Origin of the sequence: Moraxella porci DSM 25326 (assembly GCF_002014855.1) — a bacterium.
GTDB lineage: Bacteria > Pseudomonadota > Gammaproteobacteria > Pseudomonadales > Moraxellaceae > Moraxella > Moraxella porci.
On record NZ_MUYV01000012.1, the window covers coordinates 1 to 23,419 of the forward strand.

The window sequence follows — 23,419 nt, forward strand, 5'->3', positions numbered from 1 at the left end:
CGCTCAAGCCGCAGCAACCACCAAGGTTGAAGAAGCTGACGGCATCAAGGTTGAAGCCAAAGAAAACGAAGACGGTTCAACCACTTACACCGTATCTGCTAAGACTGACGGTACTACCACGAAGATTGATGACAATGGCAACATCGCAGCTGTCACCACCACCTTTACACCATCTACCGATGGCAAAGTGGGTGCACCTGTTGACAATGGCGATTCACTAGTAACTGCTAACACCGTTGCTGACGCTATTAACAACTCTGGTTGGAAACTGGCAGCAGATGGTACTGATGGCACTGAGCTAATCAACCCATCAGACACAGTTACTTTCAAAACTGGTAGCGACAATCTAACTGTTAAGCGTGAAGGTGCTGACATCACTTATGATTTGGCAAAAGATGTAAAAGTGGACAGCGTGACTGCAGGCGCCACCGTGATGAATAACGATGGCATCACCATCAAGGCACCGGTTGAAGGTAACGCTGATAATACCGTCAGCCTAACCAAAGATGGTCTAAATAACGGTGGTAACCGCATCACCAATGTCGCCCCAGGCGTCGATGCAACTGATGCCGTGAATGTCAGCCAGCTACAAGGTATGGCACAGCACATCAACAACCGCATCGATGGCGTGGCAGATGATGCCAACTCAGGTGTCTCATCAGCGATGGCGATGGCAGCTCTACCACAGGCCTACATCCCAGGCAAGTCTATGCTAACCGGTGGTATCGCCAGTTACAATGGCGAAGGCGCGGTGGCAGTCGGCTTCTCGAAGCTGTCTGACAACGGCCGCTGGGTGCTAAAAGTGTCTGGCTCTGCCGACACCCAAGGCAATGCAGGCGGTGCAGTGGGCGCAGGCTTCCACTTCTAAGCCGTCATCAGGATGCTTGTGCCAATCGGTGCAAGCATCCCCCGATTTAATTATATTTTAAGGGTATATTATGAAAAAGTTACAAGGTCTAAGCATCTTGGCGGCCTCGGTACTTGCTATCACTGGCTGTATGGGTACCAAGCAAGTCAGCCAAAATATCTCTAATCAAGGCACCATTGCTGCCGAAGACATCTATTTCCCAGAGCTAAATAAAGCATGGCAAAAAGACGGTCAATTCCCAAACCGTGAAAACCTATCTAAGATCCGCCCAGGTGTTGCCAAAGATGAGCTGTATCAGCTGATCGGCCGTCCGCATTTTAATGAGTCGAACCGCGCGCGCGAATGGGACTACATCTTAAAGTTCTATCAAGCCGATGACAGCGTCAAAGTGTGCCAATATAAAGTCATCTTTGATGAAAACTTCCGCGGCCAAGAATTTTACTGGCTGCCAGCTGACTGCGCGCAGTACGCCAAGCCACCGGTAGCAGGTCAGACCATCATCGTCAATCAACCAGCGCCAGCGCCATTGGCACCGATCGCCCAAGAGCGCATCAACTTGGCTGCCGATGCACTGTTTAAGTTTGATAAGTGGAAAACCGAAGACATGCTACCAGCAGGCCGTGCTAGCCTAGATGAGCTGGCCATCAAGCTGCTTGAGTGGGAAAAACGCGGTGACAGCCGTGTCAGCCTAGTGGGCCACACCGATCGCCTAGGTTCGGATGAGTATAACATGGGCCTATCACAGCGCCGCGCTGAGACTGTCCGCACTTATCTGATCAGTCGTGGTGTCAATGCAGCGACCTTGACCGCAGCTGGCGCAGGTGAGCTACAGCCACTACCTGAAGTGGTCTGCTCAGATGCGATGCCGCGCGATCAGCTGATCAAGTGCCTACAGCCGAACCGCCGTGTGACTGTCGATGTGGCTGTCTATGCGCGTACCGCTGAGGGCATGCAAGAGATCCAACAAGGCCGTGATTATCAAAATTTCAATCAAGGTCAATGATCTGATCTTTTGATTGATAAACAAGACCCAAATACTGATTTGGGTCTTGTTTTTTTATCTAAGAACGCGTATAATATCCGCTGTTTTGTCTATCTGGATAAGACAGCCTGATAAGGGCGATTTTATTTCCGATCTGAGCTGATGCCTGCACCAAGACAGCAGTGCTATATACTTAATAATACAGCCAGATTGATGCCACCCGTCTTGATTATGGAGTATCCCATGCCTTCAGTTAAGGTAAAAGAAAACGAACCAGTTGATATCGCGATCCGTCGCTTTAAGCGTGCTTGCGAAAAAGCAGGCGTCCTAGCCGATGTTCGCAAAAAAGAATTCTTCGAAAAGCCAACTCAAGAGCGTAAGCGCAAAAAAGCTGCCGCTGTGAAGCGCTACAAGAAAAAAGTATATCGTGAGCAAGTGCGTCATCAACGCAAATACTGATCTGTCAGTCACTCAGATATCCAAAAGCCCCAATCTTATTTGGGGCTTTTTATTTTAGCATTGACCATAAAAAAGCGCAAAAGCCATCGGCCTTTGCGCAGTGCATCACTGACCGATTATTTACGATCAGGCAAGCTGATATTCATCTCAAGTACATCCAGATTGTCTTCATGACGATGATTGATATTTAAATCATCGATGCTGACACCATTGACATACTTATTCACCACAGCCAAGATCTCACGCTTCATCTGCTCGATGCGATCAGCGGTCAGGCGCGTGTTTAGGCGATCGTGACTGGCGACGATGACTTTTAGGCGATCTTTGGCGATATCGGCACTGTTCGAGCCTGTGTTACTGCCAAATAGGGTGCTCCAAAATCCTTTTTTCATTATTAACCCCCGAACAATCTTTCAAAGAAGCCTTTTTTCTTCACTTCTAGATGGCGCAGTGGCACTTCTTCGCCCAAGAATCGTGCGACGATGTCATCATAGCATTGACCGGCAGCCGAGTCGGTGAAGTGAATGACAGGTTGGCCTTGGTTGGAGGCTTCTAGCACAGCATTGCTTTCTGGGATGATGCCGATCAAAGGCACGCGCAAGATCTCATCGGCGATGGTGTGATAGTCCATCATCTCACCTTCAGAGGCGCGCTGTGGGTTGTATCGAGTGATGACCAGATGCTCGCGCACGCTGCCGCCTTCCTCGACTTTTTTGGTGCGGCTTTGGAGGATGCCGATGATGCGATCTGAATCGCGTACTGATGATACTTCAGGGTTGGTGACGATCAGTGCTTCATCAGCATGATACATCGCCAGCTGCGCACCGCGCTCGATGCCTGCTGGGCTATCGCAGATAATGTAATCAAAGCCCATATCTTCAGACAGCTCTTTCATCACTTGAGCCACACCTTCATCAGTCAGCGCATCTTTATCGCGAGTCTGAGAGGCAGGCAGAATGAATAGGTTGTCATATTGCTTGTCTTTGACCAGTGCTTGTGCCAGTTTGGCATTGCCGCTGATGACATCGACGAAATCATAGACGATGCGGTTTTCGCAGCCCATGATCAGATCTAGGTTACGCAGGCCCACATCGAAATCGATGATGACAGTTTTAAAGCCGCGCTTGGCCAGACCTGCACCGAATGATGCGCTGGTAGTGGTTTTGCCGACACCACCTTTACCTGAGGTTACTACTACGATTTTTGCCACAATGGCACTCCTTAAATAAACATGCAATTAAGCGGCCACATAGGCTGATGACCGCGTAAAATTTGCCCAAATATAGCATATCAATAGCATAGCATATTTGGGGGTTTTCATCAATTCATCTGTCAGTTTTCTGATGAGTTTGAGTAGGGCGGCATTGAGCTGATTTTTGGCCATCACCGCATTGGTCTATAGCTGGGTGAGTAGGGTAAACACCAGTCCGCGCTCTTCATCATAAGTCACCTGTACCGCTTGATCGATCATCTCGGTGGGGATGGCGTCTCTTAGACAGTAAGTGCCTGCCACGGATACCAACGAGGGATTGAATTTTTGACAAAAAATGCGCGCATCCTTATCGCCAGTTGCACCTGCCACTAAGCGACCCAGACCGCGACCATAGATGTGTAGGCTGTTATCGGTGATGGCTTCGGCACCATCATTGACTCCGCCGATGATGGTCAAATCGCCACCCAGATGCTGTAGGCTCTGACCCGATCGCAGCATCTGTGTGTGGATACCGCTTTTTAGATCGCGGCTGTGATCTTGGGCAGTGGTCAAGGTGGTGCCTTGTTGAGTATTAGCGGCAGCGGCGGAGATGGCAGCATCTTCATGGCCAGCATCAGTGCTTGGGGCAACGGTCACAGGTTTGCTGTCGGTGTTTGGTAGGCGTTCGATGCGCTTGCCATCGGCAGGCAAAATCGCCATGCGCAGATCGCGGGCTTGGGCATCGAGTACGCCGCTGACCACGCCGATGGGCTGCACATCCATCATCCACAGCATGTCAATCAGTGCATCCAACTCAAGCTCGACGCTGCTGTCGATGACGATGGGCAAGCCACTGGCGATGGGATTGTCGGTCAGCACTTGTTGCAATTCGCGGCGGATCAGCTGTAGATCGTCGGTTTGGAGTTTTAGGCGGCTAAAAGTGAGCATTTTGCCAAATAAAGTCACGGCTTGAGTCATGGAAATTGCCTTGATTAATCAGTTGTTATTGCCATTTATTGTAGCATTTTTTGGCGAATGAAAAAAGCGCTAAAGCCATCACAGCGGCAGTTGCTGAGCGTGTTTCCATTGCTGGATTTTCACCTGCGCCTCAAAAGATGTCAGCACATCTTCGATCACCTCGCTGATCAGTGCTTGTACCTCGGGCGTGGTGGTATCGATCTGTGAGACCCCTTGGGCGATTGAGATCATCAGACCATCAAGGGTGTTGTCATCAAACAGATGCTGGTTGATCGCGGTGGTGACATTCTCACCGATGCTGCGCCCGATGGTGTGGATTTCAGATTCGATCAGCGTGCCTGCGATGGGAATCAGCTTTAGGTATTTGCGCAGTTGTGGCGTATCAGTCAGTGCCTTTTCGACTGCGTGGCCGATGTCGGTGGCCAGTTTTTCACCTTGATGCGCCAGTAGTGCTGCCTGCAGTCGCGGCACCAGTTCACTGCGCAAGAGGCTTAACACAGCGCTTTGGATGTGCGCACGATTGTTATGGATCGTCTGGTGCACCAGTTTGCTGCTGTCGGCATTGGGGCGATTCATCTGTGCCCGAAAATTATCGATGGCTGTTAAGATCACGCGGTCAGACAGCTCTTCTAATAGGATGTGATAATAAAATTTGGCAGAATCAACCCAGCGCTTAGGAATGACCTGAATGCCCATGCGATGCAGTCGGCGGATGATCACTGCAGCTCTGAGCAGTCTGAGCGCACGCAGCGCAGGAAAGGCGCCCAATACCTCATACCAATGCACAAAAGGAAAGAAAAACCAGCGATAATAAGTGCGCCGATGGATCGCCAAAGCCCAGCGCACCAAGATATCCATCACCCAAAACAGCGTAAAAAATCCACCGATCGTCGCAATACTCAAATGATGTACCTGCTGATACACCGCCAAGCTTGATGACAGTCCAAGCCACTCGGCGACGCGCACCGCAAAGCCGCTCATCAAAACATTATCGATCGCAATCAGCGCCAGATCGACCAATAGCAACACCAGCATGCTGATGTCATATCCAAGCTTCGCGCGGTTCGGTGGACGGTCTGGCTCTTTATCATGACCATAAAATGGAATCACATCCTCAGGCAGATGTGCTTGCTGAGGCATGCCAAACTCATCAAGCTTGGGTGTGGTGGGTGGGTGCTGTGTCATGGTACTACCTGCAATGACAAAATTAAATTAAAAAACATCTAAGCCAACTTAAGCCAGTGAATTGAGGCGATGGCAGCTGCTTGCGTGTCAATGGACAATCATAGATGGTCTAAGCGTCTGCAAACTCTGTCAAGCGCGCCTCGATTTTGGCATCTTTGGCTTGCCATAGCTCATCAAGCCAAGCATACAGCGCTGCTTTGATTTGCTCATCGGTGTCATACGCGCCTTGTTTTAGCGCGGCTAACAGCGTCTCATCAGGGCTAACAAAGTCAATATCCACCGATAAACGAGTCAGCTTACCCGACCACAGATCGGTATATTCTGGCGCGCCATCAGGATAGACGATGGTCATGTCTAAGATGCCATCGATCTCATGACCAAGACTGGCCAATGCCAAGGCAAAGCCGCCTGCCTTGGGCTTTAATAGGTGCTGATAAGGTGAGGCTTGTTTGGCGTGCTTGGCCTTGGTAAAACGCGTACCCTCCAGATAGTTTAGCAGCACAAAAGGCTTGCCGCTCAGCGACTGACAGGCGCGGCGTGCTTCATCGAGATCACGACCTGCCAGCGCAGGATTTTTGGCGATTTGCTCTTTGGTGTGACGCTTCATCATCGGAAAATCTAGGAAATAAAAAGTCTGACCGACGATGGGAATGTAGATGAGTTCGTGCTTGGCAAAAAACCGTGTGATCGGCAGCGCGCCTTCGCTGATATACTGGATGATGCTGGTATCGACCCAAGATTGATGGTTGCAGATCAGCAGATATTTACCATTGGGATCCAGTGATTCTGGCAGGGTGACGCGCCAATCTTTGGTGGGTAGCACTTTATCGATCAGCAGATTGTTGGTGTGGATCCAGCGGTTGGCGATACTGATGACGGCTTTATCGGCAGCGGCAGATCCTGTAAGTATTTTGGTGATGCCAGCGCCAATCACAGGCGCACCCATTAGCAGGCTGTTAGCGGCGATGGTGCCGGTACTGGTCACCAAAGACAGTTTTTGGGCAAGTTTTGGCTGGGTGTGATGCAGCTTTTCAAAAAAACTCAAGGTTTTGCGTGATTTGGTCATGACGCCCCCAAATTAAACGGAGTAAATGTTACATAATGTTTCAAAATCGCAGCAAGGCAGCGGATTTTGTACACGGTTGTACATAGTTTACCAAACTCTGCGAAAAATCGGGTAAAAATTGCCAAAATCTGTGGCGATTATGGCAATTTTTATCCTAAAGTTGAAAAAATTTGTAACAATTTGGCTGAGTGGATTGATGAATTGATGGGTTTTGGATAAGTTTTGATCAAATTTTCCATGATGAATGGGAAAACTGGCGCAAATTGCCCCATTTATCGCGAAAATGTGGAACAATTAAGCAAAATTTACCCAGTCAAAATAATAAAAACATCACAGCCAAGCTACACGACTTATACAGACAAGCAAGAAATCAGGTGCATAATAACAGCAAGCAAGACAAACACAGGTATGATTCATGCCTGATTTATTAACCGTCTGATAACAACAGACAAAAGGAGTTTATTATGAAACTTAAAGCATTAGGCGTAACCGTATTGGCATCAAGTGTCGCTTTGGCAGGCTGTGCAAACACTGGCACTGGCACCGCTACCCCAAATAAAGCTGTGCTAGGCGCAGTCGCTGGCGCACTGGGCGGCGCAGCCATCTCTAAAGCTACTGGCGGTGAAAAAACTGGCCGCGATGCTGCCATCGGTGCAGCAGTGGGCGCAGCAGCAGGTGCTTACATGGAGCGCCAAGCTAAGCAAATCCAGCAACAAATGGCAGGCACAGGCGTGACTGTTAACCATGACACCACCACAGGTAACATCAACCTGACCATGCCAGGCAACATCACCTTTGCACATGATGATGCGACATTGAACAGCGCATTCTTGGGTAGCCTAAATCAATTGGCAGCCACCATGCGTCAATATGGCGAAACCACCATCGTGGTAGCAGGCCACACAGATTCAACTGGCCAAGCCGCTTACAACCAAGCATTGTCAGAGCGTCGTGCTGCTGCTGTGCGTAACTACTTGGTTAGCCAAGGTGTATCAGCCAGCCGCATCCAAACTGTCGGCTATGGCATGCGTCAACCAGTGGCTACCAACGCAACTGAAGCTGGCCGCGCCCAAAACCGTCGTGTTGAGCTGACCATCTTGACGCCACAAAATATGTAATCACTGTCATCTGTGCATCACACGCAGACTGATAGAGGATACAAGATCGCCCAACTGCTTTAAGTTTGGCGGTCTTTTTTGTGCCACGATCTTTATTTAGGCTGTACCAAGAGCAGATAAAGTGGTGCAGAATCTGCCATAAAAAACGGACAATCTGTCGATCATCCGCTGTATGCTAAGCCATACGAAGAGGGGTGGGTTGCGCCGTTTGATTATTGCGCGGTTTGGTTTGCCTGCTCGATGGCAGCATCGATTTGCTGTTGGGTTTTGTCATCGTTGCTGTCGGCTTTTGGGTATTGGCCATTGACCGCCTGAGTGGCTTTCATGTCCTCAAGTACTGCATCGGCTTTGGTTTGAGCATCATAATTTGGGCCTTCGCCAATAGGATAGACTGTGGTGTCAACTTGTGAAAAGTTGCTTTTTTTGTTCATGATTTTATCGGCAGTGGCTGTCATGGCATTACAGCCTGTTAGGGCGATGGCAGCAGCAGCGATGCAGGCGATGGCTTTCATAAAAACTCCTTAAATTTCTGAATAACGATCAATCAGTCGTCGATATGTATAGTAAACTACGCTGATTGTGGGATGTTGGCAGTATTTTACTCTTTTGTGAGGGTTTTTCATTAGGTGTTTTGTAATTGCTTTTTAAATGACTAAGAAAATCTTAAATGACTGAGCAAATCGATGGATTTGTTGAATGCATAAAAGATGTATTTTAAATGAATAATTTATGCACTTTTGTGCGTGCTTATGTTAAAATAAGTGTCAGGCATTATTAAGATGCATCATTTTGGCGACCCAAAGACGAATATGGGCGCTGTCGAATATTATGGAGGGGTTATGAAATTGATTAATCAAACCAAGCAGCTTGTGCTGCCTGTCTGTATCGCCATCGTGCTTTCGGCTTGCGGTAGCGAAGAGCCAGCAGCGACTACGACCACCCAAGCTGCCGCACCTGCAGTCAGCAGCACGCAAAGCACTGCCGAGGCCACTCAGCCAGACACCGCTTCCCAGCAAAGCCCACAACCAGCCGAGATCGCAGCCAAGACAGATCAAGCTGCCAGCGTCAGCCAAGATAGCGAGGTGGCAGCATCAGCGGCTGCACCTGTCGAGGCACTGTCCATCGAAGAGGGTAAGCGGCGCTATGAGGCAACTTGTAAGGTCTGTCATGATGCAGGTCTGCTCGATGCGCCTAAGCTTAGCGCCAAAGAAGAATGGCAAAAACGCTTGGCCGCCAAAGGGCTTGAGACATTACAGGCCAACTCCGCCAAAGGCTTTAATAAGATGCCAGCCCAAGCGGTCGGCGATGTTAGTGAGGCTGAAGTTTATGCTGCGGTGAATTACATCATCCAAACCGCTCAGTAGCGCATAAAAAACTACTTAACAAAAGGTTTATCTGTGGATAGGCCTTTTATTTTTGGTTGTGTAAATCTCATAAAACCGATATCAACCACGATGCCAGCATTTGTTAGAATTTAACGGGGTTTTATGAGGTTATACAGGCAATCAAAAGCGCTAAAACCCTTGAAAACAAAAGGGCGTTACACTTAATGCAACGCCCCGAAATTACTATATGGTCGGAATGATAGGATTTGAACCTACGACCCCTTGCACCCCATGCAAGTGCGCTACCAAGCTGCGCTACATTCCGTAAGCCCTATATTGTAGCGGATTTTGCTGATTTGGCAAGTGGTTTTTTTGTGGGTTGTGATGGCGTACTGCCAAAAAGTTGTGGGCTGAACGGTTATATCCATGAGGCTACTGCTAAGACAGCCCAAAAAGTAATGAAACCAGCATTAATCAAGATTAATAAAGTTGGTATAAGAATGTGTACACTTTGCTGGCTGTAAAATTTGACTTCTTGGCAAACCCATAATATTTGGCTAATGCCTGCGATGAGACATAAAGGATAAGTTGTTGCAACGACAAAAGTTTCAAATTCAGAAGCAATCCCATCAAAAAATTTGGCATAATAATTGTCTGGCACATTGATATAGGTTATCACAGAGATGGTCAAGGGAATAAGATGAGCAATCAGAATTCGATTTTTAAATGTGTTGATTTTGCAAAATTTTGAAAGCAGCAGACTGCTCATAAAATAGATTGCCACGCCTAGAAAAAATTCCCAAGAAATTTCCCAGCCAATCCAATATCCATCACCCAGCAGATGGACTGCATAAGCATAATGTATTCTGTATAAGATAAATAGCAATATGTTACTACAAACCCAAGTTAAAAACGCAATCAGGGCAAGTTCCATATTTATTTCCCCTAAGATTAAAAATAAGCCCCAAACACACGGTATTTGGGGCTTAGTTGATTAACCAATCAACTTTTTCAACAGCTCATTAACCTGAGCAGGATTGGCTTTGCCACGAGACGCTTTCATCACTTGACCGACCAAGCCGTTAAAGGCTTTTTCTTTACCGCCTTTATATTCATCCACCATCGCTTGGTTGTTTGCCAAGACTTCTTTGATGATGGCTTCGATGGCGCCTGTGTCGGTTTCTTGTTTGAGTCCGTGCTCCGCGATGATGTCATCGGCTGATTTGTCAGATTCCCACAGATAGCCGAACACTTCTTTGGCGATTTTGCCACTGATGGTGTTATCGGTGATGCGAGCAATCATCCCTGCCAGACGCTCGGCACTGATTGGGGATTGATTGATTGTCAGCTCATTTTTATTGAGTGCGCCTGACAGCTCGCCCATCACCCAGTTGGCGGCGATTTTGGCGTGTTGATTGCCAGTGATGGCAATGACTTCCAAGAAATAATCGGACAATTCACGGCTACCATTTAACACATTGGCATCATAGGTGGATAGTCCAAATTCATTCACAAATCGCTCTTTACGCACGCTTGGCAGCTCTGGCATATCGGCTTTGACTTTTGCTAAAGTCTCATCACTAATCACTACAGGCAATAGGTCAGGGCAAGGGAAATAGCGATAGTCATTGGCTTCTTCTTTGGTACGCATCGCACGGGTTTCGTCACGCTCAGGGTCGTATAGGCGAGTGGCTTGCACGACTTTACCGCCGTCTTCGATGACATCGATTTGGCGTTCGATTTCTGATTTGATGGCACGCTCGATGAAGCGGAATGAGTTTAGGTTTTTAAGCTCACAGCGTGTACCAAATGGCGTATTTGGTTTGTGTACTGAGATATTGATATCAGCACGGAATGAGCCTTCTGCCATGATGGCATCACTGATACCTAGCCAAGTGACCAATTCATGAATGGTCTTGACATAAGCAACCGCCTCGCCAACCGAACGCATATCAGGCTCAGAGACGATTTCGATGAGTGGCGTGCCAGCACGGTTCAAGTCCACGCCTGTCATGGCAGGCACGGCGTCATGCACTGATTTGCCCGCATCTTCTTCTAGGTGAGCACGGGTGATACCGATGCGTTTGGTGTATTCGTCCTTTTGTCCTGCATTGACTAGGATGTCAATATAGCCTTTGCCGACGATGGGATTTGCCATTTGGGTGGTTTGGTAGCCCTTTGGCAAATCAGGATAAAAATAGTTTTTGCGGTCAAAGGTATTGTACATACCCAGTTCAGCATTGACGCCTAAGCCGAATTTGAGCGCACGCTCAATCACGCCTTCATTGAGCACAGGCAAAGCACCTGGAAAGCCTAGATCAACGATGGTGGCTTGGGTGTTTGGCTCAGCACCAAAAGCGGTGGGTGCATTTGAGAAAATTTTACTTTCGGTGTTTAATTGGCAATGGATTTCAATGCCGATGACAACTTCATAGCCGTCAATTAGGGGGGCTTGGTTAGTCATAAATTTTCCTATTAACTATAAAAATTTAATGGGTTATAAAAATGGATAAATTTCTTTACCAATTTGTGCCATTATTTCATCTTTTTGATTTTTAAAATCAAGGGATTTACCATCATGTGGCTGAGTGATAAATAAGCTGACAAAATAAGATTTATTATTTTCATTCCAAATCACAGCAATGATATTTTTTGATTCACTACCTGTGCCTGTTTTGTCGCCAATTCGCCAATTTTTTGGTAAATATTTTCTCAATAAATTATCAGCAACTTTATCATTGATAAGCCAAGTTATCAACTGTTCTTTGCTTTGATTGGATAGGATATTGTCTGTAATCAATGCTTTTAGGCTTCTTGTATAAGGAATTGGTTTTGCGGTATCACTGGTTTCACCATAATGTGAGCGATTTAGTAAAGGTTCATTATTTGCTAACACCATATCCGCCCCAATCTCTTTCAAAAATTGATTGAATGCAGTCAAGCCCCCAGCTCTATCCAACAAGATATTGGCAGAGCCATTATCACTCAGTGTTATGGTAGCTTCGCACAATTCACTAATAGAAATTGGTTTATTTTCATTAAAGTATTTTTTGCAGACAGGAGAATATTCTATCAAATCGCTTTCTTTAATGATGATTTTTTCATTTAAATCCAATTTTCCTTTATCTACAAGTAATAATATATGGCTTGCGATAAAGGCTTTAATGGTGCTATTAACAGGAAAATATTCATCACCACGATGGCTGGATATTTCACCACTGTCAGCAATAATCGTCATACCAATTTTGGCATTAAATTTATTTTCCCAAATTGGCAATATTTCTTTTAATTTATTTTGTAATAAATTTGGATTTTTTGTTATCTTGTCATTAGGTAAATGGTTATTGGATAAACTCGTTTTGCATCCAGTTAATAAATTGCCAGAAAAAATAATAGGTAGTGCCAATAAGGTTTTTTGTAAAAAATGACGGCGTTGCATCATTATCCCCTTTTATTGCTTGGGATAAATTTATCATTTATCCCAAATCCAAAATCACTTCACCAAATCCGCCATCTCTTGATGAAACTTGGTATTCGCCTGATACACATGAGCGGTTTTTAGAAGTTCGCTTTCCGCCCAATGTTTGCCAATGAGTTGCAAGCCCACAGGCAAACCGCCAACAAAGCCCACAGGGTGCGATAGACTTGGCAAGCCCGCCAAATTCACGCCAATGGTATAGACATCGCCCATATAGATTTCGGCAGGGGAGAGATTTTCGCCCAATTTATAGGCAACCGTTGGGGCGGTGGGTGTGGCGATGATGTCGCAGGTTTCAAAGGCTTTTAAAAAGTCGTTTAAAATCAGGCGGCGAACCTTTTGAGCCTTGACATAATAAGCATCAAAATAACCTGCGGACAGGGCATAAGTTCCCATAATGATACGGCGTTGCACTTCCGCCCCAAAGCCTTCCGAGCGACTACGAGTATATAAATCGTGCAAATCCTTAGGATTTTCACAGCGATAGCCATAGCGGACACCGTCAAAACGAGATAAGTTGGAGCTGGCTTCGGCAGGGGCTAAAAGATAATAAGTGGCAAGGGTAATTTGTGGGTCGGTCAAATGCACATATACCAAAGTCGCCCCCAAATCTTGATAGACTTTTAAAGCATCTTCAATTTTGGCTTTAACATCAGCATTTAACCCCGTGCCAAAATATTCTTGCGGTACGCCCACTCTTAGCCCTGCAAGCGGTTTGTCGCCACTCACTTTGTCAAGTTCGCCAAGCCAATCAGGAACTTCTTTGTTTACACTTGTACTGTCTTTGGGGTCATAACCGCTCATCGCCTGCAAAAGACACGCACAGTCCAATGCCGAGCGCCCAAATGCCCCTGCTTGGTCAAAACTGGACGCATAGGCAATCATACCAAAGCGAGACACGCGCCCATAGGTAGGCTTGATGCCTGTCAAACCACAAAATGAAGCAGGCTGACGAATAGAACCACCTGTATCCGAGCCTGTCGCCACAGGTACAAACCCTGCCGCTACCGCCGCTGCCGACCCACCTGACGATCCCCCTGGCACACGCTCCAAATCCCAAGGATTATGCACTGCCCCATAATAGGATTTTTCATTGTCCGAACCCATGGCAAATTCGTCCATGTTAAGCTTGCCAAGGCTTATCATACCTGCATTGGCGATATTTTCTACAATGGTAGCGTTATAAGGCGACACAAAGTTATAAAGCATTTTTGAGCCACAAGTGGTCAGCACCCCTTGAGTACAAAAAATATCTTTATGTGCCATCGGTACGCCAAGCAAAGGACGGCTGTCGCCTTTGGCACGCAGCTCATCGGCAAGTTTGGCTTGCTCTTTTGCCAAATCAGCCGTCACAGTAATAAAGCTGTTGATGTCTTTATCTAAACTATCAATGCGATTTAGTAGATGGTTGGTGAGTTCAAGGCTAGAAAAGTCTTTATTGGCAAGCCCTGTAATTATTTCTTGTACAGATAAAGTATGTAAATTTGACATAATAAACTACTTAAAAAATAAAAATAAATAAAATTAAGATAAAGAATAGATTATTCAATCACTTGTGGCACCAAATATAGACCGTCTTGTACCGCAGGGGCGACCGATTGATTGGCATTTCGGTCAATGTCGGTGGTAGGCGTGTCTTGGCGTAGGGGTTGACAGCTTTCGTGAATATTGGCAAGTGGGGCGACGCCGTCGGTATTGACCGAGCTTAAGATATCCATCATCGCTAGGATTTTGCTGATGTCTTTGGCGTAGTCGGCTGCTAGGTTGTCATCCACTTTTAGGCGTGCCAAATTGGCTACCGATAGGATATCGTCCGAGGTAAGTTGGCTCATGGTTTTTCCTTGAGTTAAAAACTTGAGATAAAAATAACAAAAAAATCAGCACCATTGTACCATAGCTTGCCATGAGTACAAAGCGATGGATAGAAATCTGTGCCGATGAGATTTGATTTGACCCATGCCATGAAAAGGTGGATAATTGCCACAATTTTATTGGTCATCTATTGGACATATCCACCATGAATACAGCCGCACGCCCAGCCATTATCCTAGCATCGACATCACCACGCCGTAGAGAGCTATTGAGCCAAGCAGGGATTGAGTTTATGACGGTGGGCGTAGAGGTTGATGAGTCGTGGCTGGCAGGCGAGTCGGCAGATGCCTATATTCGCCGTATGGTGATGACCAAGGCAGATGCGGTGATGGCGGATGCAACTTTGCCAAGCGAGTGTATTGTCATCACTGCCGATACCATTGGTGTGCTTGATGATGGTGAAGTCTTGACCAAACCTGTGGATCAGGCAGATGCCTATCGGATGTGGGATCGATTGTCGGATACGACGCATGAGATATGGACGGCGGTGTGCTTGACGCGCTTATCACAGGGTGAACGCATGGATCAGCAGTATTTGTGCGAGCGTACCGAAGTTGAGTTTATCAAGCTTAGCGATGATGATAAAGCCAGCTACTGGCAGACAGGCGAGCCGCAGGATAAGGCAGGTGCATATGCCATCCAAGGCGGTGCAGCAGCATGGGTGAGTGCGATTCGTGGCAGCTATACCAATGTGGTTGGGTTGCCATTGGCACAAGTAGTTCAAAAAATCAAAGCAATGCAAGACTTGGCTGTCGTCAAGGATGGACCAATTAGCCATCATAATAAGCCCTAAATCAGCCTTAATTTGCGTTCACCTTGCATAAATCGGCAATATCGCTTACTATAATCGATAGCGATAAAGAATTTGAAAATTATAAAAATTGAGTAAAAAATGTCAGAAGAGCTATTGATTAATTATACGCCGATGGAATCTCGGGTGGCGGTCTTGACCGATGGCGTAACGAGTGAAATACTGATCGAACGCCACCAAAAATTGGGCTTAGTGGGTAATATTTATCTAGGTACGGTGGTGCGAGTGCTACCAGGGATGCAGGCGGCGTTTGTGGATATTGGCCAGTCACGAACGGCATTTTTGCACGCCAATGATATGCAAAAACCCAAACGCATGAATGACAGCCCCGATGAGATTATCCAAACACCCATCACGCGCCTAGCCATCGCACACAGTCCAGCACAAAGCAGTGAGCTTGAGCAAGGACATAGTGCCGTCACCGATGTCAAATCACTGACCATCACCAAAAAACCCACACCAAGCACTGATTTGATCCAATATCGTCTCAGGGAAGGCGACCGCATTTTGGTACAAGTCATCAAAGATGAGCTTGGCACCAAGGGTGCGCGCTTGACGACCAATATCTCATTACCATCTCGTTATCTTGTGTATTTACCGACCAGTGATGAATATGTCGGTGTGTCAATCCGCATCGAAGAAAGTGACGAACGCACCCGCCTTAAGAACGAATTGACCAAGTTATTACAATCGGCGAATCTCAAAGGCGGACTGATTGCCCGCACTGCTGCCGAAAAGGTGAGTGAGATTAAGCTTGAAGAAGATATCTATTATTTAGTGCAACTGTGGCGGACGATTTTGACACGACAAGCTGCTGCCAAGCTACACTCAAACAAAAAATCTGAGCTGATCTATCAAGAGCTGTCCTTGCCACTTCGCTGTATCCGTGATTTGGTCAACGAAAAAACCACCAAAGTGCTGATCGACCACGAAGCGGTCTATCATGAAGTGGCACATTTTGCCCGTGAATTTGTCCCATCGATTGCACCGATGGTCGCGCATTATGCAGGCGAAGTGCCATTATTTGACTTATATCGTGTCGAAGAAGATGTCCAAAATGCCCTAAAACGCCGTGTCGATCTCAAATCTGGTGGCTATCTGATTATTGATCAAACCGAAGCGATGACCACCATCGATGTCAATACAGGCTCATATGTCGGCGCGCGTTCGCTCGAAGATACAGTTTATAAGACCAATCTAGAAGCCACACAAGTCATCGCAAGGCAGATTCGCCTAAGAAACTTGGGCGGGATTATTATTCTAGACTTCATTGATATGCTCGAAGAGGCACACCGAGCAGATGTCTTGGCAAGCTTACAAGAACAGCTGTCGTATGACTATGCCAAAACCAATATCACGCAGGTCAGTGAGCTTGGATTGGTTGAGATGACACGCAAGCGTACCCGAGAGTCGCTACCACAACAGCTGTGCGAGCCATGCCCGGTCTGTGAAGGCAAGGGCTATATCAAGACCGCAGAAACTGTCTGCTTTGAGATATTTCGTGAGATCATGCGTTATGCACGTACCTTTAATGCCCCACGCCAGTTTACCGTCATCGCCCACGGTGCAGTGATTGAGCTGATGCTATCAAGTGAAGCCAACACCGTCGCTGATTTGGAATATTTGATTGGCAAGCCCATCCGTTTTGAGATAGAACCATTGTACCAACAAGAGCAATATAATATCGCATTAGATTGATTTTATTTATCAAAAAATAATTTTTTATAAATAATTTTAATGTAAAAATGCCAATTTTACCTAATATTTATCAAAAATTAACATAGTAAAAATTAATAAATCGTATAACAATGGCAAAAAGAATGGTTAAAAATTGTACAATAGACACGCTTTGTTAGTCTTTTGTAAAATCATTCAAAAACTTGGCAAAAAACGCACAAAAAGCCAATAAATACCTTGCATTGTGACAATTTTCGTGTATAATACACGCCATCATTGTATTGCGTTGCGCTTTTGATGGCACACATTGCCAAATAAATCAAAAGTTTACTTCAAGAATGAACCAAAGTTCAACAGTTGAGGAAGTACCAAGTCAACGCCACAGCCGAAGCATCGTTTTTGGCACTATTGAACAAAACACCCCTGCTACCAGCATTTCTATGCAAGGTTGGCAGGGATAGGATTATTTTGTTTTCAGCTTTTCGAGAACAAATTTTAACGGTTTAACTGAAGTCTAAAACGCAATAAACGCATAGATGGAAGTTTTAAAAAGCACTTAATTAGGAGCTTGTTGGCATGGCTAACCAGAGAATCCGTATCCGACTAAAATCGTTCGACCATCGTCTGATTGACCAGTCGGCACAAGAGATTGTCGATACTGCAAAGCGTACAGGTGCACAAGTTTGCGGTCCTGTACCGTTGCCGACTCGTATTGAGCGGTTCAACGTATTGACATCACCACACGTCAACAAAGACGCTCGTGACCAGTACGAAATTCGCACCCATAAGCGTATGATCGACATCGTGCAACCAACTGACAAAACTGTTGATGCACTGATGAAGCTAGATCTAGCTGCTGGTGTTGATGTTCAGATCGCTTTGGGCTAATGAACATAAGTCTGGTTTGAACTATTAACTTTTAATATAAATGAGGTCTAAAATGGCGATTGGTTTAGTCGGTAAAAAATGCGGCATGACCCGAGTCTTCACTGAAGCAGGCGTATCTATCCCTGTAACAGTGGTTGAGGTTGATGCCAACCGCATCTCGCAAATCAAAACAGTAGACACCGATGGCTATAACGCGATTCAGATCACCACTGGTGAGCGTCGTGACAGCCGCGTAACTGCTGCTCAAAAAGGACACTTCGCAAAAGCTGGCGTAGCCGCTGGTCGTGGTGTTTGGGAATTCCGCGCAGAAGAAGCTGACCTAGAAGGTCGCGAAGTTGGCGGCAATATCCTAGCTGATATCTTTGAAGTTGGTCAGTTGGTTGATGTGACTGGTCAAAGCAAGGGTAAAGGTTTCCAAGGTGGTGTGAAGCGTCACAACTTCCGCACTCAAGACGCAACTCACGGTAACTCTGTTTCTCACCGTGTATTGGGTTCTACAGGTCAAAACCAAACCCCAGGTCGCGTTTTCAAAGGCAAAAAAATGCCAGGTCAAATGGGTAACAAGCGCGTTACTGTTCAAGGCTTGGAAATTGTTTCAGTTGACGCCGAAAAAGGTGTACTAGTCATCAAGGGTGCTGTTCCAGGTGCCAACGGTGGCGATGTTATCGTACGTCCGTCAGTTAAAGCCTAAGGGGATTAAACGTGAATTTAAAAACTGTTACAGGTGCAGCGGTTGAGCTTTCAGAGGTCGCATTTGGCCGTGAGTTCAATGAAGCCTTGGTACATCAAGTAGTGACCGCTTATTTGGCTGGTGCTCGTCAAGGTACTCGTGCACAAAAAACTCGTGGCGAAGTTTCTGGCGGTGGCAAGAAGCCATGGCGTCAAAAAGGTACTGGCCGTGCGCGCGCTGGTTCTATCCGTAGCCCAATCTGGGTTGGCGGTGGTCGTGCATTCGCTGCTAAGCCACAAGACTGGTCACAAAAAGTGAACCGTAAAATGTACCGCGGTGCAATGCAATGCATCCTAGCTGAGCTAGTACGCCAAGAGCGTTTGGTATTGGTTGACGAGATCTCTGTATCTTCACCAAAAACCAAAGAATTGGTTGCTAAATTGGCTGATCTAAATGCACCACGCGCGTTGATCGTTACTCACGAAGTTGACGAAAACTTGTACCTAGCTGCACGCAACATCCCATATGTGAATGTATTGGGTACTCGTGAAGTTGATCCAGTAAGCTTGGTTTCTTTTGACAAAGTAATTATGACTGTTGAAGCAGCCAAACAATTTGAGGAGACACTTGCATGAGCAACGCAAGACTATATCAGGTACTAAAAGCACCTGTATTTTCAGAAAAATCTCAACGCCTAGGCGATACCCTTGGTGTGCAGGTTTTCAAAGTTGATGGCAAAGCTACCAAAAAAGAAATCAAACAAGCTGTTGAGCTAATGTTTGAAGGTGTTGAAGTTGTTAAAGTAAACACGCTAAACATCAAAGGCAAAACTAAGCGTTTTGGCCGTGTTGTTGGTAAGCGTAACGACATCAAAAAAGCGTATGTAACCCTAAAAGCTGGTTCAGACGTACAAATCGGTGCTGGTGAAGAAATCACTAGTGAAACAGCGACTAACGAATAAGGATTAACAAAATGCCTATCGTAAAAGCAAAACCTACATCACCAGGTCGCCGCTTTGTTGAGAAAGTAGTGCATCCACACCTTTACAAAGGTCGTCCATATGCACCGCTTGTTGAATCAAAAGCTAAAACTGGTGGTCGTAACAACAACGGTCGTATTACTACTCGCCACATCGGTGGTGGTCATAAGCAACACTATCGTCTAGTTGACTTCAAACGCAACAAAGATGGTATCCCAGCTGTTGTTGAGCGTATTGAATACGATCCAAACCGTACCGCACACATCGCACTACTTAAGTATGCTGACGGTGAGCGTCGCTACATCATCGCGCCAAAGAAATTGAGCGTAGGTGATCAAGTAGTATCAGGTGAAGCAGCACCAATCCGTCCAGGTAACTGCTTGCCACTTAAAAATATTCCTGTTGGTACCGTGATCCACAACATCGAACTAAAAATCGGCAAAGGCGCGCAAATCGCTCGTTCAGCTGGTGCAGCAGTTCAGTTGCTAGGTCGTGATGGTGCTTATGTGATCGTTCGTTTGCGTTCAGGTGAAACTCGCCGTATCCACGCTAACTGCCGTGCGGTTATCGGTGAAGTATCAAACACTGAAAACAACCTAAAATCACTAGGTAAAGCAGGTGCAGCGCGCTGGCGTGGTGTTCGTCCTACCGTTCGTGGTACTGCGATGAACCCGATTGACCACCCACACGGTGGTGGTGAAGGCCGTAACTTCGGTAAGCACCCAACCAGCCCATGGGGTCAGAAAGCTAAGGGTCTTAAGACTCGTTCTAACAAGCGTACTGACAGTATGATCATCCGTCGCCGTCGTGCCAAGAAATAAAGGAAAAGTTTCATGCCTCGTTCATTGAAAAAAGGTCCATTTATCGATGCGCAATTGTTTGCCAAGGTTGAAGATGCTCTAGAAAGCAACAACCGCAAACCGATCAAAACTTGGTCACGTCGCTCGATGATTCTACCACAAATGGTAGGTCTAACCATCTCAGTTCACAATGGCCGCACTCATGTGCCAGTTATCGTGAACGAACAAATGGTTGGTCACAAACTAGGTGAATTCGCTCCGACCCGTTCATATCGCGGTCATGGCGTTGATAAGAAATCTAAGAGATAAGGTGCTACCATGGAAGTAACTGCAAAATTACGTGGTGCCGCCATTTCGGCACAAAAAGTAAGATTGGTTGCGGACGAAGTTCGTGGTAAATCAATCGAGCGTGCTTTAGACATTCTTACCTTCAGCAACAAAAAAGGTGCTAAATTGGTTAAGAAATGCCTTGAATCAGCGATCGCAAACGCTGAGCACAACAATGGTCTTGACATCGATAAGCTTCGTGTTAGCACCATCTATGTTGATGAAGGCATCACTTTGAAGCGTATTATGCCCCGTGCCAAGGGTCGTGCTGATCGCATCAGCAAACGCACTTGCCATATCACTGTTAAAGTAGGGGAATAATCATGGGTCAAAAAGTACATCCAATTGGTATCCGTCTAGGCGTGATCAAAAAGCACAACGCTAACTGGTATGCAAGTCCAAAGCAGTACTCTGAGTATCTGCTAAACGACTTCCAAGTTCGTGCTTTCCTACGCAAAAAACTTGAAGGTGCAATGGTAAGTCACATCAATATCGAGCGTCCTACTGGTGCAGCAAAAATCACCATTCACAGTGCTCGTCCTGGTGTCATCATTGGTAAAAAAGGCGAAGATATCGAAAGCCTACAAAAAGAGCTAACCAAGTTGATGGGCGTACCCGCACAGGTTAACATCCAAGAGATCACTTCACCAGACCTAGACGCTCGTCTAGTTGCCGAAGGTATCTCAAGCCAGCTTGAGCGTCGTGTAATGTTCCGCCGTGCAATGAAGCGCGCTGTTCAAAACAGTATGCGTGCTGGCGCACAAGGTATCAAAGTTGAGCTATCTGGTCGTCTAGGCGGTGCTGAGATCGCTCGTACTGAGTGGTATCGTGAAGGTCGTGTGCCACTACACACTCTTCGTGCCGATATCGATTATGCATCAGTTCGTGCAGAAACCACTTACGGTACTATCGGTGTGAAAGTCTGGATCTTCCGTGGTGAAATCCTAGACGGTATGAACAGTGCTTACAACCCAGTGGTTGAAGACAAAGCACGCGCTCCAAAACGCCGTGGCCGTACTAACCGCCGCAACACAGACAGAGGTTAAGATATGTTACAACCAAAACGTACCAAGTTTCGCAAAATGCATAAAGGTCGTAACACTGGCCTAGCCCAGCGTGGTAACACCGTCGCTTTTGGTGAAATTGGTCTAAAATCTATCGGTCGTGGTCGTATGACTGCTCGTCAAATCGAAGCTGCTCGTCGTACCATCACTCGTCGCATCAAGCGTGGCGGTAAAATCTGGATCCGTGTATTCCCAGACAAGCCAATTACCGAAAAACCATTGGAAGTTCGTATGGGTAAAGGTAAAGGTCCTGTTGAGTACTGGGTAGCAGAAATCAAGCCAGGCAAAATGCTATATGAAATCCAAGGTGTAAGCGAAGAGCTAGCTCGTGAAGCGCTAACGCTAGCGGCTGCTAAGCTTCCATTTAAGACCACTATTGTTAAACGGACGATTATGTAATGAAAACCAACGAATTACGCGAAAAATCAGTAGATGAGTTGGCTCAATTGCTTGACGAAAAGCAACTTGACGCATTTCGTCTGCGCATGGCAAAAGCAACGGGTCAGCTTGGCAACACTCACGAAATCAAAGCAAATCGTCGTACGATCGCTAAGATTTTGACTTTGATCAACGAAAAACAAAGAGGTGATGCATGAGCGAGAACACCACTCAAGAAGTTGGCGTTGTAACTGGTAAAGTGATCAGCAACAAGATGGACAAATCTATCGTGGTGTTGGTTGAGCGCCAAATCCGTCACCCTATGTATGGCAAGCAAGTTCGCCGTTCTACGAAGCTAAAAGCTCACGACGAGAACAATGTATGCCAAGAAGGTGATATTGTACGCATCAAAGAAACCCGTCCATTCTCAAAGACCAAAACTTGGACTTTGGTGGATGTGGTTGAAACTGCTGTAAAAATTTAAGTTAGTTGCAATTTAAGCCATTTGCGAGTATAATATGCATCCTTTAGATGTATATCCGTCTGCAAGGACGGCAAATGGCTTTTATTGCTTTATTTATTATTGGAGTAATGCGATGATTCAGACTGAAACAATGCTGGAAGTTGCAGATAACAGTGGTGCAAGACGCGTTCAGTGCATTAAAGTACTGGGCGGCTCACATCGTCGTTATGCATCTGTTGGCGACATCATCAAAGTAACAGTGAAAGAAGCGATTCCGCGTGGCCGTGTTAAAAAAGGTGACGTGATGAATGCGGTTGTAGTTCGTACCAAAAAAGGCGTGCGTCGCCCAGATGGTTCAGTGCTTCGTTTCGACGACAATGCTGCTGTATTGTTGAACAACAACAAAGCGCCGATCGCTACTCGTATTTTTGGACCTGTTACTCGTGAACTGCGCGGTGAACAATTTATGAAAATTGTATCACTAGCACCAGAAGTACTGTAATTGTATTAGAGGCTTATTATGGCAAAGTTACGTAAAGGCGACACCGTGGTTGTGATTGCTGGCAAAGACAAAGGCAAGCAAGGCACAATTTTGGCGGTGAAAGCAGACCGTGTAAAAGTTGAAGGCGTTAATATTGTAACCAAACACCAAAAACCTAACCAAATGCTAGGTAAAGAAGGTGGCATCGTTAAGCAAGAAGCTTTCCTACACATTTCAAATGTTGCGATTTATAACGCAAACACCCAAAAAGCAGATCGTGTTGCTTACCAAGTGAACAGTGATGGCAAAAAAGAGCGCATCTATCGTTCAACTGGTGAAGTAGTGGCGACTGCATAAG

At 46.2% G+C, this 23,419-nt stretch carries 31 protein-coding genes and 1 tRNA gene; 20 read left to right on the plus strand and 12 right to left on the minus strand.

The annotated features are described in order from the left end of the window. From B0681_RS09075 to rpsU, 3 genes are all read left to right on the plus strand, one after another. Positions 1 to 868 (plus strand): YadA family autotransporter adhesin (locus B0681_RS09075; RefSeq protein ID WP_211271531.1); only part of this gene is annotated, 868 nt, incomplete at its 5' end. A gap of 70 nt (positions 869 to 938) precedes the next feature. Beyond that, positions 939 to 1,871 carry an OmpA family protein gene (locus tag B0681_RS09080; RefSeq protein WP_078318427.1) on the plus strand — a complete coding sequence of 311 codons (933 nt, stop codon included), beginning with the start codon at positions 939 to 941 and terminating at the stop codon, positions 1,869 to 1,871. 222 nt (positions 1,872 to 2,093) lie between these two features. Beyond that, the gene (gene rpsU / locus B0681_RS09085; protein WP_003657016.1) at positions 2,094 to 2,309 is read left to right on the plus strand and encodes a 30S ribosomal protein S21; all 216 of its coding nucleotides are present in this window, start codon (positions 2,094 to 2,096) and stop codon (positions 2,307 to 2,309) included. Positions 2,310 to 2,425: 116 nt separating this feature from the next. On the opposite strand, the gene minE is transcribed toward rpsU, so the two are convergent. From minE to B0681_RS09110, 5 genes are all read right to left on the minus strand, one after another. Then, positions 2,426 to 2,701 carry a cell division topological specificity factor MinE gene (minE, locus tag B0681_RS09090; RefSeq protein WP_078318428.1) on the minus strand — a complete coding sequence of 92 codons (276 nt, stop codon included), beginning with the start codon at positions 2,699 to 2,701 and terminating at the stop codon, positions 2,426 to 2,428. A 2-nt stretch (positions 2,702 to 2,703) separates the two neighbouring features. After that, positions 2,704 to 3,519, minus strand: a complete 816-nt coding sequence (gene minD / locus B0681_RS09095; protein WP_078318429.1) for a septum site-determining protein MinD — start codon at positions 3,517 to 3,519, stop codon at positions 2,704 to 2,706. A 186-nt stretch (positions 3,520 to 3,705) separates the two neighbouring features. Then, positions 3,706 to 4,479: a septum site-determining protein MinC gene (minC, locus tag B0681_RS09100; RefSeq protein WP_078318430.1), complete on the minus strand. Its 774-nt coding sequence runs from the start codon at positions 4,477 to 4,479 to the stop codon at positions 3,706 to 3,708. A gap of 78 nt (positions 4,480 to 4,557) precedes the next feature. Further along, positions 4,558 to 5,664: a hypothetical protein gene (locus tag B0681_RS09105; RefSeq protein ID WP_078318431.1), complete on the minus strand. Its 1,107-nt coding sequence runs from the start codon at positions 5,662 to 5,664 to the stop codon at positions 4,558 to 4,560. 109 nt (positions 5,665 to 5,773) lie between these two features. Further along, on the minus strand, positions 5,774 to 6,730 hold the full coding sequence (locus tag B0681_RS09110; RefSeq protein WP_078318432.1) for an acyltransferase: 957 nt from the start codon (positions 6,728 to 6,730) through the stop codon (positions 5,774 to 5,776). A 464-nt stretch (positions 6,731 to 7,194) separates the two neighbouring features. Here B0681_RS09110 and B0681_RS09115 point away from each other — a divergent pair, with 464 nt between their 5' ends. Then, positions 7,195 to 7,848, plus strand: a complete 654-nt coding sequence (locus B0681_RS09115; protein ID WP_078318433.1) for an OmpA family protein — start codon at positions 7,195 to 7,197, stop codon at positions 7,846 to 7,848. 212 nt (positions 7,849 to 8,060) lie between these two features. On the opposite strand, the gene B0681_RS09120 is transcribed toward B0681_RS09115, so the two are convergent. Next, positions 8,061 to 8,360 carry a hypothetical protein gene (locus B0681_RS09120; RefSeq protein WP_078318434.1) on the minus strand — a complete coding sequence of 100 codons (300 nt, stop codon included), beginning with the start codon at positions 8,358 to 8,360 and terminating at the stop codon, positions 8,061 to 8,063. 327 nt (positions 8,361 to 8,687) lie between these two features. Here B0681_RS09120 and B0681_RS09125 point away from each other — a divergent pair, with 327 nt between their 5' ends. After that, the gene (locus tag B0681_RS09125; protein WP_078318435.1) at positions 8,688 to 9,212 is read left to right on the plus strand and encodes a c-type cytochrome; all 525 of its coding nucleotides are present in this window, start codon (positions 8,688 to 8,690) and stop codon (positions 9,210 to 9,212) included. A gap of 209 nt (positions 9,213 to 9,421) precedes the next feature. Here B0681_RS09125 and B0681_RS09130 read toward each other — a convergent pair. The 6 genes from B0681_RS09130 to gatC all read right to left on the minus strand — a co-directional run bounded on the left by B0681_RS09130 (position 9,422) and on the right by gatC (position 14,483). Continuing rightward, a tRNA-Pro gene (locus tag B0681_RS09130) sits at positions 9,422 to 9,498 on the minus strand. A 93-nt stretch (positions 9,499 to 9,591) separates the two neighbouring features. Then, positions 9,592 to 10,107 carry a hypothetical protein gene (locus B0681_RS09135; RefSeq protein WP_078318436.1) on the minus strand — a complete coding sequence of 172 codons (516 nt, stop codon included), beginning with the start codon at positions 10,105 to 10,107 and terminating at the stop codon, positions 9,592 to 9,594. A gap of 60 nt (positions 10,108 to 10,167) precedes the next feature. Beyond that, positions 10,168 to 11,637: an Asp-tRNA(Asn)/Glu-tRNA(Gln) amidotransferase subunit GatB gene (gatB, locus tag B0681_RS09140; protein WP_078318437.1), complete on the minus strand. Its 1,470-nt coding sequence runs from the start codon at positions 11,635 to 11,637 to the stop codon at positions 10,168 to 10,170. Between the two features lie 33 nt (positions 11,638 to 11,670). Further along, positions 11,671 to 12,612 (minus strand): class A beta-lactamase, encoded by a 942-nt coding sequence (gene bla / locus B0681_RS09145; protein WP_036364342.1) that lies wholly within the window; start codon positions 12,610 to 12,612, stop codon positions 11,671 to 11,673. 54 nt (positions 12,613 to 12,666) lie between these two features. Continuing rightward, complete coding sequence (gene gatA, locus B0681_RS09150; protein WP_078318438.1) at positions 12,667 to 14,142, minus strand: Asp-tRNA(Asn)/Glu-tRNA(Gln) amidotransferase subunit GatA; 1,476 nt, start codon at positions 14,140 to 14,142, stop codon at positions 12,667 to 12,669. A 50-nt stretch (positions 14,143 to 14,192) separates the two neighbouring features. Then, positions 14,193 to 14,483 carry an Asp-tRNA(Asn)/Glu-tRNA(Gln) amidotransferase subunit GatC gene (gatC, locus tag B0681_RS09155; RefSeq protein ID WP_078318439.1) on the minus strand — a complete coding sequence of 97 codons (291 nt, stop codon included), beginning with the start codon at positions 14,481 to 14,483 and terminating at the stop codon, positions 14,193 to 14,195. A gap of 185 nt (positions 14,484 to 14,668) precedes the next feature. Here gatC and B0681_RS09160 point away from each other — a divergent pair, with 185 nt between their 5' ends. The 15 genes from B0681_RS09160 to rplX all read left to right on the plus strand — a co-directional run bounded on the left by B0681_RS09160 (position 14,669) and on the right by rplX (position 23,418). Then, positions 14,669 to 15,316 carry a Maf family protein gene (locus tag B0681_RS09160; RefSeq protein ID WP_078318440.1) on the plus strand — a complete coding sequence of 216 codons (648 nt, stop codon included), beginning with the start codon at positions 14,669 to 14,671 and terminating at the stop codon, positions 15,314 to 15,316. A 99-nt stretch (positions 15,317 to 15,415) separates the two neighbouring features. Then, complete coding sequence (locus tag B0681_RS09165; RefSeq protein ID WP_078318441.1) at positions 15,416 to 17,032, plus strand: Rne/Rng family ribonuclease; 1,617 nt, start codon at positions 15,416 to 15,418, stop codon at positions 17,030 to 17,032. Positions 17,033 to 17,587: 555 nt separating this feature from the next. Then, on the plus strand, positions 17,588 to 17,899 hold the full coding sequence (rpsJ, locus tag B0681_RS09170; protein ID WP_003656991.1) for a 30S ribosomal protein S10: 312 nt from the start codon (positions 17,588 to 17,590) through the stop codon (positions 17,897 to 17,899). A gap of 52 nt (positions 17,900 to 17,951) precedes the next feature. Next, on the plus strand, positions 17,952 to 18,590 hold the full coding sequence (gene rplC / locus B0681_RS09175; RefSeq protein ID WP_078254914.1) for a 50S ribosomal protein L3: 639 nt from the start codon (positions 17,952 to 17,954) through the stop codon (positions 18,588 to 18,590). Between the two features lie 11 nt (positions 18,591 to 18,601). Then, positions 18,602 to 19,204 carry a 50S ribosomal protein L4 gene (gene rplD, locus B0681_RS09180; protein ID WP_078318442.1) on the plus strand — a complete coding sequence of 201 codons (603 nt, stop codon included), beginning with the start codon at positions 18,602 to 18,604 and terminating at the stop codon, positions 19,202 to 19,204. After that, a complete protein-coding gene (gene rplW / locus B0681_RS09185) occupies positions 19,201 to 19,530 on the plus strand; it encodes a 50S ribosomal protein L23 (RefSeq protein ID WP_078254912.1) in 330 nt (109 codons plus the stop codon). The genes rplD and rplW overlap by 4 nt, the downstream gene beginning before the upstream one ends. Before the next feature lie 11 nt (positions 19,531 to 19,541). After that, positions 19,542 to 20,369 (plus strand): 50S ribosomal protein L2, encoded by an 828-nt coding sequence (gene rplB / locus B0681_RS09190; RefSeq protein ID WP_078254911.1) that lies wholly within the window; start codon positions 19,542 to 19,544, stop codon positions 20,367 to 20,369. Positions 20,370 to 20,381: 12 nt separating this feature from the next. Continuing rightward, entirely contained in the window at positions 20,382 to 20,657 is a 276-nt protein-coding gene (rpsS, locus tag B0681_RS09195; protein WP_078318443.1) for a 30S ribosomal protein S19, read from the plus strand. A gap of 9 nt (positions 20,658 to 20,666) precedes the next feature. After that, complete coding sequence (rplV, locus tag B0681_RS09200) at positions 20,667 to 20,996, plus strand: 50S ribosomal protein L22 (protein WP_078318444.1); 330 nt, start codon at positions 20,667 to 20,669, stop codon at positions 20,994 to 20,996. 2 nt (positions 20,997 to 20,998) lie between these two features. Next, the gene (rpsC, locus tag B0681_RS09205) at positions 20,999 to 21,721 is read left to right on the plus strand and encodes a 30S ribosomal protein S3 (RefSeq protein WP_078318445.1); all 723 of its coding nucleotides are present in this window, start codon (positions 20,999 to 21,001) and stop codon (positions 21,719 to 21,721) included. Between the two features lie 3 nt (positions 21,722 to 21,724). Then, a complete protein-coding gene (rplP, locus tag B0681_RS09210; RefSeq protein ID WP_064603324.1) occupies positions 21,725 to 22,138 on the plus strand; it encodes a 50S ribosomal protein L16 in 414 nt (137 codons plus the stop codon). Further along, on the plus strand, positions 22,138 to 22,335 hold the full coding sequence (rpmC, locus tag B0681_RS09215; RefSeq protein WP_078318446.1) for a 50S ribosomal protein L29: 198 nt from the start codon (positions 22,138 to 22,140) through the stop codon (positions 22,333 to 22,335). The genes rplP and rpmC overlap by 1 nt, the downstream gene beginning before the upstream one ends. Beyond that, entirely contained in the window at positions 22,332 to 22,601 is a 270-nt protein-coding gene (rpsQ, locus tag B0681_RS09220) for a 30S ribosomal protein S17 (RefSeq protein WP_078318447.1), read from the plus strand. Before rpmC ends, rpsQ begins: the two co-directional genes overlap by 4 nt. A 112-nt stretch (positions 22,602 to 22,713) precedes the next feature. Continuing rightward, positions 22,714 to 23,082: a 50S ribosomal protein L14 gene (rplN, locus tag B0681_RS09225; protein ID WP_049236821.1), complete on the plus strand. Its 369-nt coding sequence runs from the start codon at positions 22,714 to 22,716 to the stop codon at positions 23,080 to 23,082. A gap of 18 nt (positions 23,083 to 23,100) precedes the next feature. Then, positions 23,101 to 23,418 (plus strand): 50S ribosomal protein L24, encoded by a 318-nt coding sequence (gene rplX, locus B0681_RS09230; RefSeq protein WP_078318448.1) that lies wholly within the window; start codon positions 23,101 to 23,103, stop codon positions 23,416 to 23,418. The last annotated feature ends 1 nt before the right edge of the window (position 23,419 follow it).

Bases quoted from the DNA above. Each gene is read 5' to 3' on its own strand.
- B0681_RS09080 (WP_078318427.1), top strand. From the start codon at position 939: ATGAAAAAGTTACAAGGTCTAAGCATCTTGGCGGCCTCGGTACTTGCT.
- rpsU (WP_003657016.1), top strand. From the start codon at position 2,094: ATGCCTTCAGTTAAGGTAAAAGAAAACGAACCAGTTGATATCGCGATC.
- minE (WP_078318428.1), bottom strand. From the start codon at position 2,701: ATGAAAAAAGGATTTTGGAGCACCCTATTTGGCAGTAACACAGGCTCG.
- minC (WP_078318430.1), bottom strand. From the start codon at position 4,479: ATGACTCAAGCCGTGACTTTATTTGGCAAAATGCTCACTTTTAGCCGC.
- B0681_RS09105 (WP_078318431.1), bottom strand. From the start codon at position 5,664: ATGACACAGCACCCACCCACCACACCCAAGCTTGATGAGTTTGGCATG.
- B0681_RS09110 (WP_078318432.1), bottom strand. From the start codon at position 6,730: ATGACCAAATCACGCAAAACCTTGAGTTTTTTTGAAAAGCTGCATCAC.
- B0681_RS09115 (WP_078318433.1), top strand. From the start codon at position 7,195: ATGAAACTTAAAGCATTAGGCGTAACCGTATTGGCATCAAGTGTCGCT.
- B0681_RS09120 (WP_078318434.1), bottom strand. From the start codon at position 8,360: ATGAAAGCCATCGCCTGCATCGCTGCTGCTGCCATCGCCCTAACAGGC.
- B0681_RS09125 (WP_078318435.1), top strand. From the start codon at position 8,688: ATGAAATTGATTAATCAAACCAAGCAGCTTGTGCTGCCTGTCTGTATC.
- B0681_RS09135 (WP_078318436.1), bottom strand. From the start codon at position 10,107: ATGGAACTTGCCCTGATTGCGTTTTTAACTTGGGTTTGTAGTAACATA.
- gatB (WP_078318437.1), bottom strand. From the start codon at position 11,637: ATGACTAACCAAGCCCCCCTAATTGACGGCTATGAAGTTGTCATCGGC.
- bla (WP_036364342.1), bottom strand. From the start codon at position 12,612: ATGCAACGCCGTCATTTTTTACAAAAAACCTTATTGGCACTACCTATT.
- gatA (WP_078318438.1), bottom strand. From the start codon at position 14,142: ATGTCAAATTTACATACTTTATCTGTACAAGAAATAATTACAGGGCTT.
- gatC (WP_078318439.1), bottom strand. From the start codon at position 14,483: ATGAGCCAACTTACCTCGGACGATATCCTATCGGTAGCCAATTTGGCA.
- B0681_RS09160 (WP_078318440.1), top strand. From the start codon at position 14,669: ATGAATACAGCCGCACGCCCAGCCATTATCCTAGCATCGACATCACCA.
- B0681_RS09165 (WP_078318441.1), top strand. From the start codon at position 15,416: ATGTCAGAAGAGCTATTGATTAATTATACGCCGATGGAATCTCGGGTG.
- rpsJ (WP_003656991.1), top strand. From the start codon at position 17,588: ATGGCTAACCAGAGAATCCGTATCCGACTAAAATCGTTCGACCATCGT.
- rplC (WP_078254914.1), top strand. From the start codon at position 17,952: ATGGCGATTGGTTTAGTCGGTAAAAAATGCGGCATGACCCGAGTCTTC.
- rplW (WP_078254912.1), top strand. From the start codon at position 19,201: ATGAGCAACGCAAGACTATATCAGGTACTAAAAGCACCTGTATTTTCA.
- rplB (WP_078254911.1), top strand. From the start codon at position 19,542: ATGCCTATCGTAAAAGCAAAACCTACATCACCAGGTCGCCGCTTTGTT.
- rpsS (WP_078318443.1), top strand. From the start codon at position 20,382: ATGCCTCGTTCATTGAAAAAAGGTCCATTTATCGATGCGCAATTGTTT.
- rplV (WP_078318444.1), top strand. From the start codon at position 20,667: ATGGAAGTAACTGCAAAATTACGTGGTGCCGCCATTTCGGCACAAAAA.
- rpsC (WP_078318445.1), top strand. From the start codon at position 20,999: ATGGGTCAAAAAGTACATCCAATTGGTATCCGTCTAGGCGTGATCAAA.
- rplP (WP_064603324.1), top strand. From the start codon at position 21,725: ATGTTACAACCAAAACGTACCAAGTTTCGCAAAATGCATAAAGGTCGT.
- rpmC (WP_078318446.1), top strand. From the start codon at position 22,138: ATGAAAACCAACGAATTACGCGAAAAATCAGTAGATGAGTTGGCTCAA.
- rpsQ (WP_078318447.1), top strand. From the start codon at position 22,332: ATGAGCGAGAACACCACTCAAGAAGTTGGCGTTGTAACTGGTAAAGTG.
- rplN (WP_049236821.1), top strand. From the start codon at position 22,714: ATGATTCAGACTGAAACAATGCTGGAAGTTGCAGATAACAGTGGTGCA.
- rplX (WP_078318448.1), top strand. From the start codon at position 23,101: ATGGCAAAGTTACGTAAAGGCGACACCGTGGTTGTGATTGCTGGCAAA.